9 protein-coding genes and 1 tRNA gene are annotated in these 16,490 nt (G+C 36.3%); 4 read left to right on the top strand and 6 right to left on the bottom strand.

All coding sequences use genetic code 11. The features are described from left to right. Positions 1-8 precede the first annotated feature (8 nt). From GQO80_RS10660 to GQO80_RS10640, 5 genes are all read right to left on the bottom strand, one after another. The gene (locus tag GQO80_RS10660; RefSeq protein WP_157208343.1) at positions 9-3,164 is read right to left on the bottom strand and encodes a SusC/RagA family TonB-linked outer membrane protein; all 3,156 of its coding nucleotides are present in this window, start codon (positions 3,162-3,164) and stop codon (positions 9-11) included. 11 nt (positions 3,165-3,175) lie between these two features. Then, a complete protein-coding gene (locus GQO80_RS10655) occupies positions 3,176-4,792 on the bottom strand; it encodes a glycoside hydrolase family 32 protein (RefSeq protein WP_317163235.1) in 1,617 nt (538 codons plus the stop codon). A 12-nt stretch (positions 4,793-4,804) separates the two neighbouring features. Then, positions 4,805-6,142: a sugar porter family MFS transporter gene (locus GQO80_RS10650; RefSeq protein ID WP_157208342.1), complete on the bottom strand. Its 1,338-nt coding sequence runs from the start codon at positions 6,140-6,142 to the stop codon at positions 4,805-4,807. A 347-nt stretch (positions 6,143-6,489) separates the two neighbouring features. After that, entirely contained in the window at positions 6,490-9,249 is a 2,760-nt protein-coding gene (locus GQO80_RS10645) for a hybrid sensor histidine kinase/response regulator transcription factor (protein WP_232333159.1), read from the bottom strand. 357 nt (positions 9,250-9,606) lie between these two features. Beyond that, positions 9,607-9,680 (bottom strand) — tRNA-Ile (locus GQO80_RS10640). 197 nt (positions 9,681-9,877) lie between these two features. On the opposite strand from GQO80_RS10640, the gene rbfA reads away from it, so the two are divergent. Then, positions 9,878-10,282, top strand: a complete 405-nt coding sequence (gene rbfA / locus GQO80_RS10635) for a 30S ribosome-binding factor RbfA (protein WP_157208341.1) — start codon at positions 9,878-9,880, stop codon at positions 10,280-10,282. 7 nt (positions 10,283-10,289) lie between these two features. After that, positions 10,290-11,495: an ABC transporter permease gene (locus GQO80_RS10630; RefSeq protein WP_157208340.1), complete on the top strand. Its 1,206-nt coding sequence runs from the start codon at positions 10,290-10,292 to the stop codon at positions 11,493-11,495. Positions 11,496-11,871: 376 nt separating this feature from the next. Here the strand turns inward: GQO80_RS10630 and dusB are convergent, their stop codons facing one another. Continuing rightward, the gene (gene dusB / locus GQO80_RS10625) at positions 11,872-12,867 is read right to left on the bottom strand and encodes a tRNA dihydrouridine synthase DusB (RefSeq protein WP_157208384.1); all 996 of its coding nucleotides are present in this window, start codon (positions 12,865-12,867) and stop codon (positions 11,872-11,874) included. A 125-nt stretch (positions 12,868-12,992) separates the two neighbouring features. Here dusB and lepA point away from each other — a divergent pair, with 125 nt between their 5' ends. After that, the gene (lepA, locus tag GQO80_RS10620; protein WP_157208339.1) at positions 12,993-14,789 is read left to right on the top strand and encodes a translation elongation factor 4; all 1,797 of its coding nucleotides are present in this window, start codon (positions 12,993-12,995) and stop codon (positions 14,787-14,789) included. Positions 14,790-15,262: 473 nt separating this feature from the next. Beyond that, positions 15,263-16,465: a glycogen synthase gene (glgA, locus tag GQO80_RS10615; protein WP_157208338.1), complete on the top strand. Its 1,203-nt coding sequence runs from the start codon at positions 15,263-15,265 to the stop codon at positions 16,463-16,465. Positions 16,466-16,490: the final 25 nt, after the last annotated feature.

Genomic DNA, 16,490 nt, shown 5'->3' with positions numbered 1-16,490 from the left:
TTTTTATTTTAAAAATTAATATTTAAACCAACAGATAATGTTGTAGGTACTGGAATTCTATTTACATCTATACGTTCTGGATCTGAACCTATATAGCCTTTAGGTGTAAACCAAAATAAATTCTCTCCTTGACAGTAAACACGTAAGCCTGTCATTCCTGCCAATTTACTTATAGAACTTTCAGGAAAAGAATATCCTAATTGCATAGTTCGTAATTTAAAATAGGAATTTTTTCTGTAAACATAGTCGTTATCATCACCAATATTATTAACTAACGATAATGAGGGAACATCGGTGTTGGTATTGGTTGGTGTCCATGAATTTAAAACACCAGGACCAGCATTATCACGACCTTGCGTGAAATTATTCCAGAAAATATATGGATCGGTTCCTATTCTACCTGCAACTCCTGAACCAAACAATGAAAAGTCAAAGTTTTTGTAGTTTAAATCGATTCTAATACCATATTCAAGATCAGGCACTGTAGTTCCAATAAAATCTCTATCATCACCATCTATCTTTCCATCATTATTTAGGTCAACAAACTTTACCCCTCCTGGTCTAGCATTACTTGTTTGCACGCCACCGTTTGGATGCGCATCAACTTCAGCCTGACTTTGAAATAATCCATCCGTTTTATAGCCAAATATTGAAAATACGGAATGGCCTAATATAGAATTATCTGCTGTACCAGGAAATCCTGCAAGAACATCTGCTGGTAAATAGGTGATTTTATCTTTAAAGGCTCCAAAATTTGTAGAAACCGAGAAACTAAAATCATTATCATAAGATTTAGAATAACTTAAAGCCAATTCCCAACCTTTTGTTTCGGTAGAGGCACCATTTAATACGCGTTGTTGACCTTCTCCTAACACAGATGGAATTGGTGGTGTAGTTAAAATATCACTCGTTTTTCGGGTAAAATAATCGAACGAGCCACTAACCGCATTATTGAACAAACTAAAATCAACACCATAGTTATATTCTTTAGTTGTTTCCCATTTTAAGTCTGGATTTTCAGCTTGTGTAGAAACAAATCCAGATGGTAAAGTACCCGTGTTATTACCATTTATGTCATAAGCAGTACCAACATTTTGATAAATTTCGAAAAACCCACCTGAAAGTTGTGCTTGATTTTGTCCATACCTTGACTCATATAATCCGAAACGCGCTACATTACCAATTTCTTGGTTACCTACTTCACCATATCCAACACGAAGTTTTAAATCTGAAATAACATCTGTTTTTGGGAAGAAATCCTCATTCGTAATTTTCCATCCAACTGTAGCCGCTGGAAAAATACCATATCTATTATTTTTTCCAAATCGTGAAGAACCATCTCTACGTAAAGTGAACGTTGCCAAATATTTATCGGCAAAAGAATAATTCAATTTTCCAAATTGTGAAAGCAAACTATATTCAGTAGAAATTCCATTACTAGTTCGAGCCCCAGTAGCTGCATTTAGCACAAAATATGATTCAGATTCTACAGCAAAATCATCTGCCTGGGCAAAAAGTGTATCAAAATTCTCGTTAACCGATTCTACACCTAAAATAGCTCCAAATTTACTTTCTCCAAACTCCAAATTATAATTTAAAATATTAGAAAAAACGAGCGATGACAATTTATTGGTATCATAAATAAGTCTATTTGTACCTCTAGTAATAAATCCGTTATTTACTTTTGGCTCAATATTTTTCTTTTTAAAATCACTAAAATCAATACCCAAAGTAGATCGGAATGTTAAGTTCTCCAATAATTGCAATTCGGCATAAACATTTCCAAAGAAATTATTTTTCTTAGCATTGTCCCATCTATTTAAATACTGCATTAACACAGGGTTGTTACGGTCTGAGTACCCAGCCCCTAATGGCCCTGCAAAATTTCCGTTGGCATCGTAAACAGGAATTGTTGGCGCCAAAGTAATCGCTAAACCTGGAGTTGGAGCATTACCAACGTCATTAGCTGCTAGTGTCTCATCAGATGTTGAAAATTGAGTGTTTACACCAAACTTAAGTTTATCATTAAATAACTTAGTTGAACCATTAATCTTAGATGTATACCTATCATAATTGGTATTTTTAAGCATCCCAGTATTTTTTAAATACCCCATATTAATTAGTAAAGATGATTTTTCACTGCTTGCTGCAACTGTTACTTCGTTATTAAATACATAACCTGTTTCATAAGTTTCATTTTGCCAATCTGTATCTCCAACAGGCACGTTAGGGTCTCCTCCAACAAATGGCTTAACGGTAACATTATTAAGAACAGGATTACTAAAATCGCCATTCCAATCGAAATTGTAAATTTCTCCATATCCCCCATTAGGATCTGCACCATCATTAACAGATGCTTGCCATAATGCTTGACCACGTTGTTGCGCATTTAACATAGTATAACGCTGTTTTTTCTCAGATTGAACAGATACGTTGGAGTTGATACTTACTGTTACTCTTTCGCCTTTTGAACCTGTTTTTGTTGTTACTACTATAACACCATTTGCAGCTCTTGAACCATAAAGAGAGGAAGCAGATGCATCTTTTAGTATTTGAATAGACTCAATAGCGTTTGGATTTAGACTTGCAAAAACTTCCTGACGTTTTGTAGGAACACCATCTATAACATACAATGGATCGTTATTACCTAATGTAGTAACGCCACGAATAAGTATTCTGCTATTTAATCCTGTTGGGTCTCCAGATTTTTCAACAAACAAACCAGGTACTCGACCTTGAAGTGCTTGCATGGCATTACCCGAGCTTAAACTTTGCCCTTCAACAGGAGCTAAATCTACTACTGTTATAGCGCCAGTAATATCTACTTTACGTTCTTTACCATAACCTGTTACTACAACCGCATCTAGTTCAGCTGCATCTATTTCCAATACCACGTCTATTACAGAACGTCCACTTATTTGTATTTGTTGAGTTTTAAAGCCTACATAGCTAAAAACCAATGTTGCATTTTTATCAACATTTTCCAATACATAATTACCATCAAAATCTGTTGCGGTACCTTGCGTTGTGCCAGATACAATTACAGATACGCCAGGCAAAGGCATACCGTCCTCCTGCGAGGTAACAGTACCTCTAACCTGTGCTTGAGCCCAAATGCTCATAAGAGCAAATACAGGCAGAAATAAAAGTTGTTTTAATTTCATTTTAATTTAATTTAGTTAATATTTAGTTTGTGAATTTCAATGTTGCCAAGCATAAATTCTTGGTCTTTAGGTTCAATACTTAGTTCGCTGAATGGTGAGTTCGGAAAAAATATTTCTGTCATAACGGTTTCGCCATTGTCAAAAAACAGTTCTATAGATGTTTTATCGATAATAATTGTACCAATAAAATCTTTATTAGTTGATGTTCTTTTAGCAATGGAAACACGATCTGCAAACTTTTCTGAAAATGCTGTTTTACCAGATTTTCTTCTATCTACAAAAAAGTTTTTATCACTGTTATTATATCCAAAAGCTAAGGTGTCCCCTTGTTTATTCGTGAGTTTGAACGTGAAACCACTATTATTTAAATCGGAAATTTTAAAATTAATTTCTGTACTTGATAAATCGATTGCTTTAGAATCTATAATTTTTGTATCTCCATTTATTACTATTGATTCCTTTTTAAATTTGGTGCTTCTATAATTTGATAATTCTTTTACAGGTTGGAATAATAATCTATAACTGGTATTTACTTTTTGAAGTTCAATCTGTCTTGCTACTGTCATAGCACTTCTCCATGTTTCAGTAGGCACTACATTGGCATATTCCCAATTTGACATCCATCCCATAAACAATTTTCTGCCATTGGAATCGGGTATATTAGACCAAGTTACGCCTGCATAATTATCTCTTCCATAATCTATCCATATAGATTTATGCTCCGTACTATTTAAGTCGTCCTCAAACGATGGGTCTATTTTAAATTGCTTACCATCAAAATCACCTATAAAGTATTGGGTTGCACTTCCACTATTTGGCCCACCAGGATTAATACTAACTAACAGCACCCATTTAATTTCATCTGTTCCTTGAACTACCATAGGAAAGAAATCTGGACATTCCCAAACGCCACCATGTGCTCCTATTCCATCGCCAAAATCAGATTCTAATTTCCAATCTTTTAAATTTGAAGAGCTATAAAACATAATTTTTTGTCCAGCGGCCAATACCATTAGCCATTTTTCGTGTATAGAATCCCAAACCATTTTTGGGTCTCTAAAATCTTTAATGCCTGGGTTTTTAATTACAGGATTTTCAGAATATTTAGTAAAGGTTTGTCCTTCATCTAAAGAATATGCAATGGCTTGAGATTGGTAATTAATTTTACCAGCTTTTTCACCATCCATATCATGATAAGTAAACATGGCTATTATGGGCTCAATACCATTTTTGGAAAACCCTGAGCTATTATTAACATCTACAACAGAACTTCCAGAAAATATATATCCTTTTTCATCTGGGTATATTGCTATGGGCATTTCTTTCCAAGTTACCATGTCTGTACTAATAGCATGCCCCCAATGCATGGGACCCCATGTGTTTCCATCTGGATAATGCTGAAAATATAAATGGTAATATCCATTTTTGTAGAACATCCCATTTGGGTCATTCATCCAACCTTTTTTAGGCGTGAAATGAAAGTTTGGTCTATAAAGCTCTTCTTCAGTAAAAGATTTCGTTATTTCAACTTCATTTGGATTTGTTTCAATCTTGTTTTTGCAACTGACAGATGATATCAACAAAAAAAGCAGTAAAAATTTTAGCTTATTTAATTTCATGTGTTTCATTTTAATTTAGTTTTAGTTAGCAGCTTGATTTCTGTCTTTAATTAATTTTTTACTCAATTCTTCCAATGAGACACCTTTAGTTTCTGGCATCATAAAAATGACAAATAAAAGTTGTAGCATCATCATAATGGCAAATATGAGAAACACCATACCCGCTCCTATTGTTGAAAACAATACCGGTACTAAAGAAGGCACAACCGCTGCTAGTACCCAATGTACAGAACTACCAAAGGATTGTCCAGAACCTCGTAAATGATTTGGAAAAATCTCGGAAATAAACACCCAAATAACGGTACCTTGCCCAATGGCGTGCGATGCAATGAACATGAACAAAAACACCGGTATAAAACCGCCTTCCCAATGAAGAAAAAACGCCATGGACACTAAGGATAACGATATAAGGTAACCAAAGGAGCAGATGTACATTAATTGTCTTCTTCCTAACCTATCAATTAAAAAGATGCCCAAAAATGTAAACAATAAATTGGTAACCCCTACGCCAATGCTACTTAAAAGTGCCGAACTTTCCGCAAGACCAGCTTCCGTGAAAATTCTGGGGGCGTAATAAAGCAACGCGTTAATACCCGATAATTGATTGAAAAATGCTATTAAAAACGCTAGTATCAGGGGGTATCTGTATTTTTTTAGAAAGATATTTTCATTGGGTACGGTGTTTTCCATTTCATCTTTGATCTCCAGCATGAGCGTTTCCGGATTTTGATCTGGATTGATGATTTTAAGTACCCCAAGGGCTTCACTGTTTCTAAATTTGGTAAGTAACCAACGCGGACTTTTTGGAATGGTTAACGCAAACAACGTATATAAAAAGGCGGGAAAAGCTTCTACGCCAACCATCCAGCGCCAAGCGTTTTCACCAACGTTGCTTAACAGATAATTGGATAAAAAAGCGATAAGAATACCAAATACAATATTAAATTGGTAAAGCCCCACAAGCTTGCCTCTGTCCTTGGCAGGTGCGATTTCCGAAATATAAGCCGGTGCCGCAATGGTTGATGCCCCTACGCCCAAACCGCCAATAAACCTAAAAACAGCAAATGTAATAGGGTCGTTTGCCAAGGCGGAACCAACTGCAGAAACGGTATAAAGAACCCCTATCCATATTAAGGTGTTTTTTCTTCCGAATTTATTAGTAGGAATGCCTCCAAAAAAAGCGCCCACTACGGTACCCCACAATGCCATGCCTATTACAACTACCCCATGAAACATATCAGAAGAACCCCAAAGTAGTTGTAATTTTTTTTCGGCACCCGATATAACAACGGTGTCAAATCCAAATAAGAAACCTGCTAAAGCTGCAGTAATAGACCAGATTAATATCTTTCTGTTCATGTGGTGGTATTATTAGTTTAGTGATCACAATGTACATTGAAAGACTGTTTCTGTATTTTAGATTTGTATCAAATGAATTCGAAATTGTTAAGCCTATGTTAAAAAATATTTAACTATCTGTATTTCAATTGCATATATGCTTATTTATTTTTCATAATAAATCTATTTAATAAAATTGTTACATCATTTGTTTAAAATTGTTACATAAAATAGGTATCTAGCTTTATTGAATAGATAAAAAGACCTGTATTTAATTATATAAATGAACAATAATTGGTTTAGAATTCAATTATTGTTTAAAAAATACTAAAAAAACTTTAATTAAAAAGTGAATTTTCGTTTTAGCTTTATCTATCTCTAAAGTCTTTAGGAGATTTTTTGAATTTTGCTTTAAAACTTGTAGAAAAATAATTAGGTGAAGAAAAACCAGTTGCGTATGCAATTTCAGAAATTGTTAGTTGTGTTTCTTGCAGTAATACTTTGGCTTTTTCAAGTCGAATATTCTGAATATAATCACTAACATTTACACCTATAATTGCTTTCATTTTCCTGTAAAGCTGAATTCGAGATATATTCAAATCACTGGCTAAACTTTCAACAGAAAATTTAGAATTGTCCATATTATTTTTTATAATTTTATTCAACTCTGAAACAAATTCTTGCTCCATAGATCCAAAATTACTGGAGGCATCTATATTATGAACGTTATTAACAAAATAATACCTAAGCTTTTCACGATTATAAATAAGTGTTTTTATAGATTGAGCTAAAATGGCAAAACTAAATGGTTTTGTTAAAAACAAATCGGCTCCAGACTCCAATCCCTTTATATAAGATTCTTTATTATTTAGTGCTGTAAGAATAATGGTTGGAATGTGCGATGTTCTTAAATCTTTCTTTAAAATTTCACATATTTCAAAACCACTTTTTCCAGGTAAACTAACATCGCACAATATGATATCTGGAATAATTTCCAAGGCCTTTTCTATTGCATCTGTACCATCAGAAACGTGCGCAATGTAATCAGAAGATAATTTTCCTTTTAAATATTTCACCAAATCAGGATTGTCTTCTATAATTAAAATCGAATAATTCTCTCCATCATTTAATGGTTGCTGACTAATAAATGAATCGTCTTCATATTCTGTATTAAAACTTAAAATTTCACTATCTATAATATCTGGCTCATAAATTATTTCGTCTGAATTTAGATGAACATTATTCTTATAAAGTGTGACTATAAATTCTGTTCCATGTTTTGAAATAACTTCAATTGTTCCTTTGTGCATTTCTACAAACTCTTTAGACAAATGCAACCCAATTCCAGAACTAGATTTATTGTTATTAGAACCTTGAAAAAAGGCTTGAAAAACATTATCGATTTCCTTTTTTGGGATGCCTATTCCAGAATCTTTAAAATGGATTTTCACAAAATTACTTCCTACTTCATCTAAAATATCAATTGAAATTGTACCGTTGTTAGGTGTGAATTTAAAGGCATTAGACAATAAATTAAAGTACACCTTATCCATTAAATTTCTGTCTAAAAAGATGGATAAGTCCTCATTATTCGAGCTAATCGTAAGATTAATGTTCCGTTTTTGTGCCTCTCGTTCAAAATCTTTAAAAATTACATTTGAAAATTGATATAAATTTGTTTTTGAAGTTCTTAAAACAAACTTACGGTCTTCTACCTTTCTAAAATCGAGTAGTTGATTGATTAATCGTAACAATCGTTTCGAGTTATTAAATATTAAACCAAATTCATTTAATAATTTATTGTCTCGGAGTAATTTGTTTTCAGTTAAAGATTCTATTGAAGATAATATAAGCGTTATCGGTGTTTTAAACTCATGGGATAATCCTGTAAAAAAATTAACGCGAGCCTCATTACTAATTCTAACTTCTTCTGCTATTTTCTTGATTTGATTTCGTTGAATGGTTATTTTTTTATTACGAATCTCCAATTCGCGTTTTTTCTTTTTGATGTTGTATGCCGAATAAATACTGTATGTCCCTAAAACAATACTTATAATTAATAGTGCCAAAAGTAATTGTAATGTGTTTTTTTGGCTGGTATATCTCTTTTCTTGCTTTTTTATTTTTACGTGTTGTTGGTCTATATCTTGTTGCTGTTGGTATATTTTATCAAATTGTTTACTCATAATATCGGCATTACGGGAATCTATAACCGTGGTACTTAAAATATTGTTTTTTGCAACGCGCTCACCATTCAATATTTTTAAAGCTAACCGAATAGCCTCATCACCTCCTGTTGGATATAATATGGTAGCCAATAATTTGCCTTCTTTTACCAATTGTATGCCTCCGTTTGGTCCATTTAAACCATCAACACCTATTATTTTTATATGGTCTTGAAGTTTTTTTTCTTTTACAACTTCCCAAGCACCTAAGGCCATTCTGTCGTTATGCACAAATATGTAATCTACATCTTTTACACTTTCCAATACGTTTCGTAAACTATCTTTTATAGAATAACTTTCCCAGTTTCCTTCAATAGCTTTAACAACTTGTAAATTTTTGGTTGAATTAATAACATCACTAAAACCTAAGCTACGTTCTAAGGCTGGTGAAGAACCCGCAAGTCCTTTAATTTCAATTATTTTTTTATTTTCATTTGTTAATGATGCTAAATAGTTAGCGGCATTTGTTCCTACTTCATAATTATCACCACCTAAATAAGCGGTATAATTATCTCCATCAGTTTTTCTATCAACAATTAAAACCGGAATACCACTTTTAAATGCTTTTTCAACTATTGGCGTAATGGGTTTAGATTTTATGGGTGAAACTATTAAAATATCAACCTTTTCTGATATAAGCTGCTCAATATTTTTTATTTGATTTTCTATGTCATCTTCGCTATTTAGAATTTTAAGCTCGAATTCTGGATAAAAACCTGCCTGAATTTCCATAGCTTGATTCATAGATTTACGCCATTCGTCATTAATACCTGTTTGAGAAAAGCCTATCTTAAAGTGCTTCTCATTAGGGTTAGAACATGAACAAATAACCACTATAAACCCTACGAATAAAAACTTAGTGTTTTGAATCATTTTATTTAAAAATGCAACTAAAAATGTCATATTCTGTTCTATTCATAAATTTCATGCCTTAATCATGAAAACAATTCATTAAGAATTCCAACGCAATTTAGCAACAAAAATATGTTTTTCTAAAGCTATTTCGATAAAATAAAAAAATAGAGTCTGTACAAATGCTTGGGGGGACCCATTATGACTAACTAAAGGAAGTATGCATAGATTAATTTAAGCATCCGAGAACGTAAACCTTTCGGATGTAAGCATATTCAACAACCACTTAGGTTTCATATTCATTAAAAAGATAACAATAAATGAAAGAAACATGAATTTTTGAACAGATGTTGTACTGGTGTAAAAAAGAAAACCTTTCAATCGCTTGAAAGGTTTTCTTTGTTGACGTGGTCCCACCTGGGCTCGAACCAGGGACCACCTGATTATGAGTCAGGTGCTCTAACCAACTGAGCTATAGGACCTATTTCATGCAGAACACCCATTATAAAGGCTTCCTACTGAAATTGGCTGCGAATTTAATACTAATTTTAAAACTCTACAAGAAATATTTTCTTTTAAATTCGTTATAATTGAAGCGCCATGCCCTAGCTGTAAATTTTGCAGCCCAAAAGGTAGATAATCTTTAAATAAGCGTATTTTTGCATTCTAAAGCTTTAAAATGAGTAACGTAGAGGAAAGTCAGAGACAAAAAAAAATAGGGTCGGTTTTACAGCGCGATTTGGTCGATGTGCTTCAAGGTGCAGCGACCCAAGGTGGCATGCACGGTATTTTAATTTCGGTTTCCAAAGTGAAAGTAACCGTCGATTTGGGCGTTGCCAAAGTATATCTCAGCATTTTTCCCAACGATAAAGCCAAGGAATTGCTTGCTGGCATCAAATCGAATTCCCCATTAATTAGGCACGAATTGGCGCAACGCACCAAGCACCAATTGCGCCGTATGCCCAATTTGGAATTTTTTATAGACGATTCTTTAGAGTACATCGACAAAATCGACAAATCTTTAAAAGGCGAAGAAAACCCTATTAAAGACCCAAGTATTTTGGATAAAAGAAAAAAATCGTAATTGCACATTGAACTTTCCTTTATATATAGCAAAACGTTATGTACGCTCAAAAAGCAGTAACAACGCCATAAATTTCATTACCATTATTGCCGTTATCGGTGTTATTTTAGGCGCTGCGTCGTTGTTTATTGTGCTTTCCGGTTTTGCGGGCTTAAAAGATTTTACGCTTCAGTTTTCAAGTGTGGTCGATCCCGACCTAAAAGCGGTAACCGCCAAAGGAAAGTCTTTCATTTTAACCGAAAACGAGGCCGCAAAACTTAACAAGCTGGACGACATTGCCGTTTTCTCCAAAATTGTTGAAGAACGTACCTTTATCGCCTCGGGCGACAAAAATGTATTGGCAACCGTTAAAGGGGTTGACGAACAGTTCCAAAATGTGGTAAACATCAATTCAGTAATAGACCGCGGCCAATGGCTGGAACAAAAATCGCGACAAATTGTAGTGGGCTGGGGCATTTCCAATAACTTATCCCTGGGCATTTTAGATTTCACTAAACCTATAAACATTTATGTTCCCAAACCTGGAAACGGGCCCATAACTTCTACAAACAATGCCTTTAATAGTGTTCAAACCATTTGCACGGGCGTGTTTTTTATTAATGAAAAACTGAACGACACCTACGTTTTCTCGTCCATAGACCTAGCTCAAAACCTATTGAACTACCAACCCAACCAAATAACGGCCATTGAGTTTAAGCTGAAGGAAGGGAGGGATGAAACCCTGGCCAAACAACATATCCAGTCGGTTTTGGGCTCTAAGGTTGTTTTGAAAAACCGAGCCCAATTAAACGATGCCCTCTATAAAATGTTAAATACCGAATATTTAGCAGTTTACTTAATTTTTACGCTCGTGCTAATCATTGCGTTTTTTAACGTTATTGGCTCGTTAATTATGATGATGCTCGACAAAAAACGAAGCCTAAACACCTTGTTCAACATTGGCGTAACCGTGCGCGATATTCGTCGCATTTTCTTTTACCAAGGCAGTTTAATGAGCATTATAGGCGGTTTAATTGGCATCGTGGTTAGCCTCATTATTGTTATGCTACAAAAAACATTTTCGTTGGTAATGATTACTCCAACGCTTTCATACCCCGTAACCATTCTGCCTGAAAACGTGTTTATTGTGTTTATAACCATTTCCGTTTTGGGCATTATCGCCTCAAAAATTGCTTCGGTACGCATTACAAAATCGTTGTTGGAAGCCCATTAATTTGGGCGAGTTGCCATGAAAAATGGCAAACAGGCTGTACGCTGTATCTTTTTTGCTTTTAGTGGCAAAAAAGGATGCCGCTTCCATCCTTCTCGCAGTACTTGCCGTGGTAATGGTAAATTTCCAGAACCTTGGCTCTTTTAATAAGTACATTTACTTAACATAAAAACCCATTGGAAAGCCCGCAAAAGCGATAGTAGCGGCATCCTTTTTAAAACTTAAATAGGCACAAACGTACTGCAAACCAAAACTTAAGTGGTTGCTCGTATAAAGCTCGAATGGCAATAACGTTTTAAAAAGATACAGCGAATAGCGCGGTGGCTTGCCATTTGCCAAAAAAACTAGAAAATTCCAAAAAAATAGAAAATGGATAAAACTATTCGGTAAACTGATAACCGGCAAACTGTTCCAACACGGCATCAAATGCTGCAAACACGTCTTCAGGGTGGTCGCTGGTTACCATTTTGGTTCTAAAATCCTTAAAATGTGGAATGTTTTTAAAGTAATTGGTGTAATGGCGACGGGTTTCAAAAACGCCCAAGGTCTCGCCTTTCCAGTCTATGGCCATTTGCAGGTGACGGCGGGCTGCTTCCACACGTTCTTCAATGGAAATGGGCGCTAGGTGCTCGCCCGTTTTAAAAAAGTGCTTTACCTGTTTAAAAAACCAGGGGTTGCCAATGCTGGCGCGCCCTATCATGGCGCCATCCAACCCGTAACTATCGCGCATTTCCATGGCTTTTTCGGGGGTATCCACATCGCCATTCCCAAAAATGGGTATGTGCATGCGGGGGTTGTTTTTTACATCGGCAATGGGTTTCCAGTCGGCACTGCCCTTGTACATTTGGGCACGTGTGCGCCCGTGTATGGCAATGGCCTTACAGCCAACATCTTGCAGGCGTTCGGCAACCTCAACGATGCGAATGGAATCGTGGTCCCAACCCAAGCGCGTTTTAACGGTTATGGGTATGTTGGTGCGCTTTACCATTTCTTTGGTAAGTTGTTCCATAAGGCACACATCCTTTAAAATGCCGGCACCGGCGCCTTTGCTCACCACTTTTTTTACGGGGCAGCCAAAGTTGATGTCGATGATGTCGGGGTTCGATTTTTCAACAATATCAATGGTTTGCAGCATGCTTTCCAGATTGGCGCCAAAAATTTGGATGCCCACGGGGCGCTCTTTTTCATAAATATCCAACTTCATAATGCTTTTGGCAGCATCGCGAATAAGGCCTTCGCTTGAAATAAACTCGGTATAGACCACATCGGCACCTTGTTCCTTGCAAAGGGCACGAAATGGCGGGTCGCTCACATCTTCCATAGGGGCTAGAAGTAACGGGAAATCAGGGAGTTCTATATTGTGTATTTTTACCAAACCAAAAAATTTATGCTGCAAAATTACATCTTTTTTTAAGAAACCAGCAAGTCCTTTTCTTTAGCAAGGGTTTAAGATGGTATTTTATCTATATTTGCAAATTAAATTAGGATAGCTTTTCCTTTATGAAGAACATTAGAAACTTTTGCATCATTGCACATATAGATCACGGTAAGAGCACGCTTGCCGACCGCCTGTTGGACGTTACAGGCTCGGTTACCGAACGCGAAAAACAAAACCAGTTACTCGATAACATGGATTTGGAGCGCGAACGCGGTATTACCATCAAGTCGCACGCCATTCAAATGGACTATACTTATAAAGGTGAACAGTATGTTTTAAACCTAATTGACACCCCTGGGCATGTGGATTTTTCTTATGAAGTATCCCGTTCCATAGCCGCGTGCGAAGGTGCTTTGTTAATTGTGGATGCGGCACAAAGCATACAGGCCCAAACCATTTCCAACTTATATTTAGCCTTGGAAAACGACTTGGAAATCATCCCCGTACTGAACAAAGTGGATTTGCCCAGTGCCAACCCCGAAGAAGTTACCGATGATATTGTTGATTTATTGGGCTGTAAACCCGAGGATATTATACACGCCAGTGGCAAAACCGGCTTTGGTGTCGAGGCTATTTTGGCGGCCGTAATCGAGCGTATCCCAGCGCCCAAGGGCAACCCCGACGCACCATTGCAAGCCCTTATTTTCGATTCGGTTTACAATTCCTTTAGGGGCATTGAAACCTATTTTAGGGTGTTTAATGGTGAAATTAAAAAAGGACAAAAAATTAAGTTCGTTGCTACCGATAAAGAATATTATGCCGATGAAGTGGGCACGCTAAAGCTTACACAGGTAGCAAAACAATCGGTTAAAACAGGCGATGTTGGCTATTTAATAACCGGAATTAAAACCGCCAAGGAAGTAAAGGTGGGCGATACCATAACCGACTTTGCCAACCCAACCACCAATATTGTTGAAGGTTTTGAAGACGTAAAACCCATGGTATTTGCCGGCATTTACCCCGTTGATACCGAAGATTACGAAGAGCTGCGCAACTCTATGGAAAAACTACAACTTAACGATGCCTCGTTGGTATTTGTTCCCGAAAGTTCGGCGGCATTGGGCTTTGGGTTTCGCTGTGGGTTTTTGGGCATGCTGCACATGGAAATTGTACAGGAACGGCTAGAGCGCGAGTTTGATATGACGGTTATTACCACCGTACCCAACGTATCGTATTTTGCCTATACCAACAAAAACCCCGAAACGCCCTTTGTGGTAAACAACCCTTCCGATCTGCCCGATCCCTCAACCGTAAACCGTGTGGAAGAACCCTATATAAAGGCTACCATCATCACAAAATCGGATTTTGTGGGCAACGTCATGTCGCTTTGTATCGAAAAACGGGGCATGGTACTAAACCAAACCTATTTAACCCCAGAACGTGTAGAATTAACTTTTGAAATGCCTTTGGCCGAAATCGTATTCGATTTTTACGACCGATTAAAAACCGTTTCAAAAGGGTATGCCTCCTTTGATTATCATCCCATAGGAATGAAAACCTCAAAATTGGTACGTTTGGATATTTTATTGAACGCACAACCTGTTGATGCGCTCTCTGCCTTAATTCACGCAGACAATGCCCAACAAATAGGAAAAAAAATGTGCGAAAAATTAAAGGAGCTCATTCCGCGGCAGCAATTCGATATTCCCATTCAAGCGGCCATTGGCGCCAAAATTATATCGCGCGAAACCATAAAGGCACTTCGTAAAGACGTTACCGCCAAATGTTACGGCGGCGATATTTCGCGTAAGCGCAAACTTTTGGAAAAACAGAAAAAAGGCAAAAAGCGTATGCGTCAAGTAGGAAATGTTGAAATTCCGCAACAAGCGTTTATGGCGGTTTTAAAGCTGAACGATTAAAAATTCCTTTGAAAAAAAGTACGTCATTTAGTTTTAGGCTTTTTTAGCTTGAAAGTATTAATTATTGATAACCGTAAATTTATTCTGGAACTAACGGGTTAACATCGTAATTAAAATTACTTACAAAATCTTACGCCTGTTTACTCCTTCATTTTTTATTTGAATTATTAAAAGTTAAAAGCGATTTTTAGCCTTGATTTTTAGCGATAATTTCAATTATTCGCATTTATACTTTTTTTTTATTAAAAATACCAATTCTCCAAAGTTATTAACAATATTTTCGTAAGTTTATAAAAATAGTGATTGTATTTTATTTTTTCTTATTACTAACCAACACGAAATCGATTTCTTAAAATTGAAACGGCATTTTACCAAAATATCCTGTTGCAAACCGTATGAAAAAATAATTGCCCGTATTAGGAACTAACATCCTGATACTAAACTATTAGTAAGTAAATTTTGAAACTATTTTAATGAAGGCACTTTTTTTTACAAGAGAATTCCCTCCGTATGTATATGGTGGCGCCGGTGTGCACGTGGAGTATCTAGCTGCTGAACTGGCAAAATTAATGGAGGTGGACGTAAGATGTTTTGGCGACCAAAATGAAAAAACCAACCACTTAACCGTCAAAGGTTTCCCTTACGACAATCCTGTTTTTAACCAATCGGATCCGCAATTAAAATCGGTTTTCCAAACTTTAAGCACTGCCATTCAGATGAATGCAGAAAAAACCGATGCCGATATTGTGCACTGCCACACCTGGTACGCACAATTTGCAGGTATAGTTGCCAAACTTTGCTACGGTATTCCGCTGGTTATTACCACACATTCCTTAGAACCCTTGCGCCCATGGAAACGCGAACAATTGGGTAGAGGTTACGACGCTTCTTCCTGGGTTGAAAAAACCGCTATTGAAATGGCCGATGCCATCATAGCTGTTTCAAAAGAAACTAAGGACGATGTTTTAAAATATTTCAATGTAGATGAAAGTAAAATCAAGGTTATTTACAATGGTATCAACCTGCAACAATATATTGTAACGCACGAAACTTCAACCTTGAACGCTTACGGTATTGACAAAACAAAGCCGTATGTGCTGTTTGTGGGCCGCATTACACGCCAAAAAGGCATCATCCATTTAGTAAATGCCATAAAATATATTGATGCAGAAACACAAATAGTGCTCTGTGCCGGTGCGCCCGATACCAAAGAAATTGGAAAAGAAATGGAAGATGCCGTTAACGACGTGAAAAAAACACGCCATAACGTTATTTGGATTGATAAAATGCTTGAAAAACAAGAGGTTATCCAATTATATTCGCACGCCGATGTTTTTTGTTGCCCTTCCATTTACGAACCTTTCGGCATCATAAATATTGAAGCGATGGCTTGCGAAACGGCCGTAGTTGCCAGTGCGGTTGGCGGTATTAAAGAAGTGGTCATACCTGGTGAAACGGGTATTTTAATCCCATTGGAACAACAAAAAGAGGCTCCTTTTGAACCCATCGATCCGGATAAATTTTCAAGAGATTTGGCAAACGGCATCAACACGTTAATAAACAATAAACCGTTACGCGACACCATGGCAAAAAACGGCCGGAAACGTGTTGAGGATTATTTTGATTGGACAGCCATTGCCAAACAGGTTGAAACCCTCTACAAATCGTTAATTTAAGTCGTGCATTTATAAACTAACTGAA

The organism is Mariniflexile maritimum, assembly GCF_009746565.1.
Lineage (GTDB): Bacteria > Bacteroidota > Bacteroidia > Flavobacteriales > Flavobacteriaceae > Mariniflexile > Mariniflexile maritimum.
This window is presented reverse-complemented; position numbering and strand designations above follow the sequence as displayed.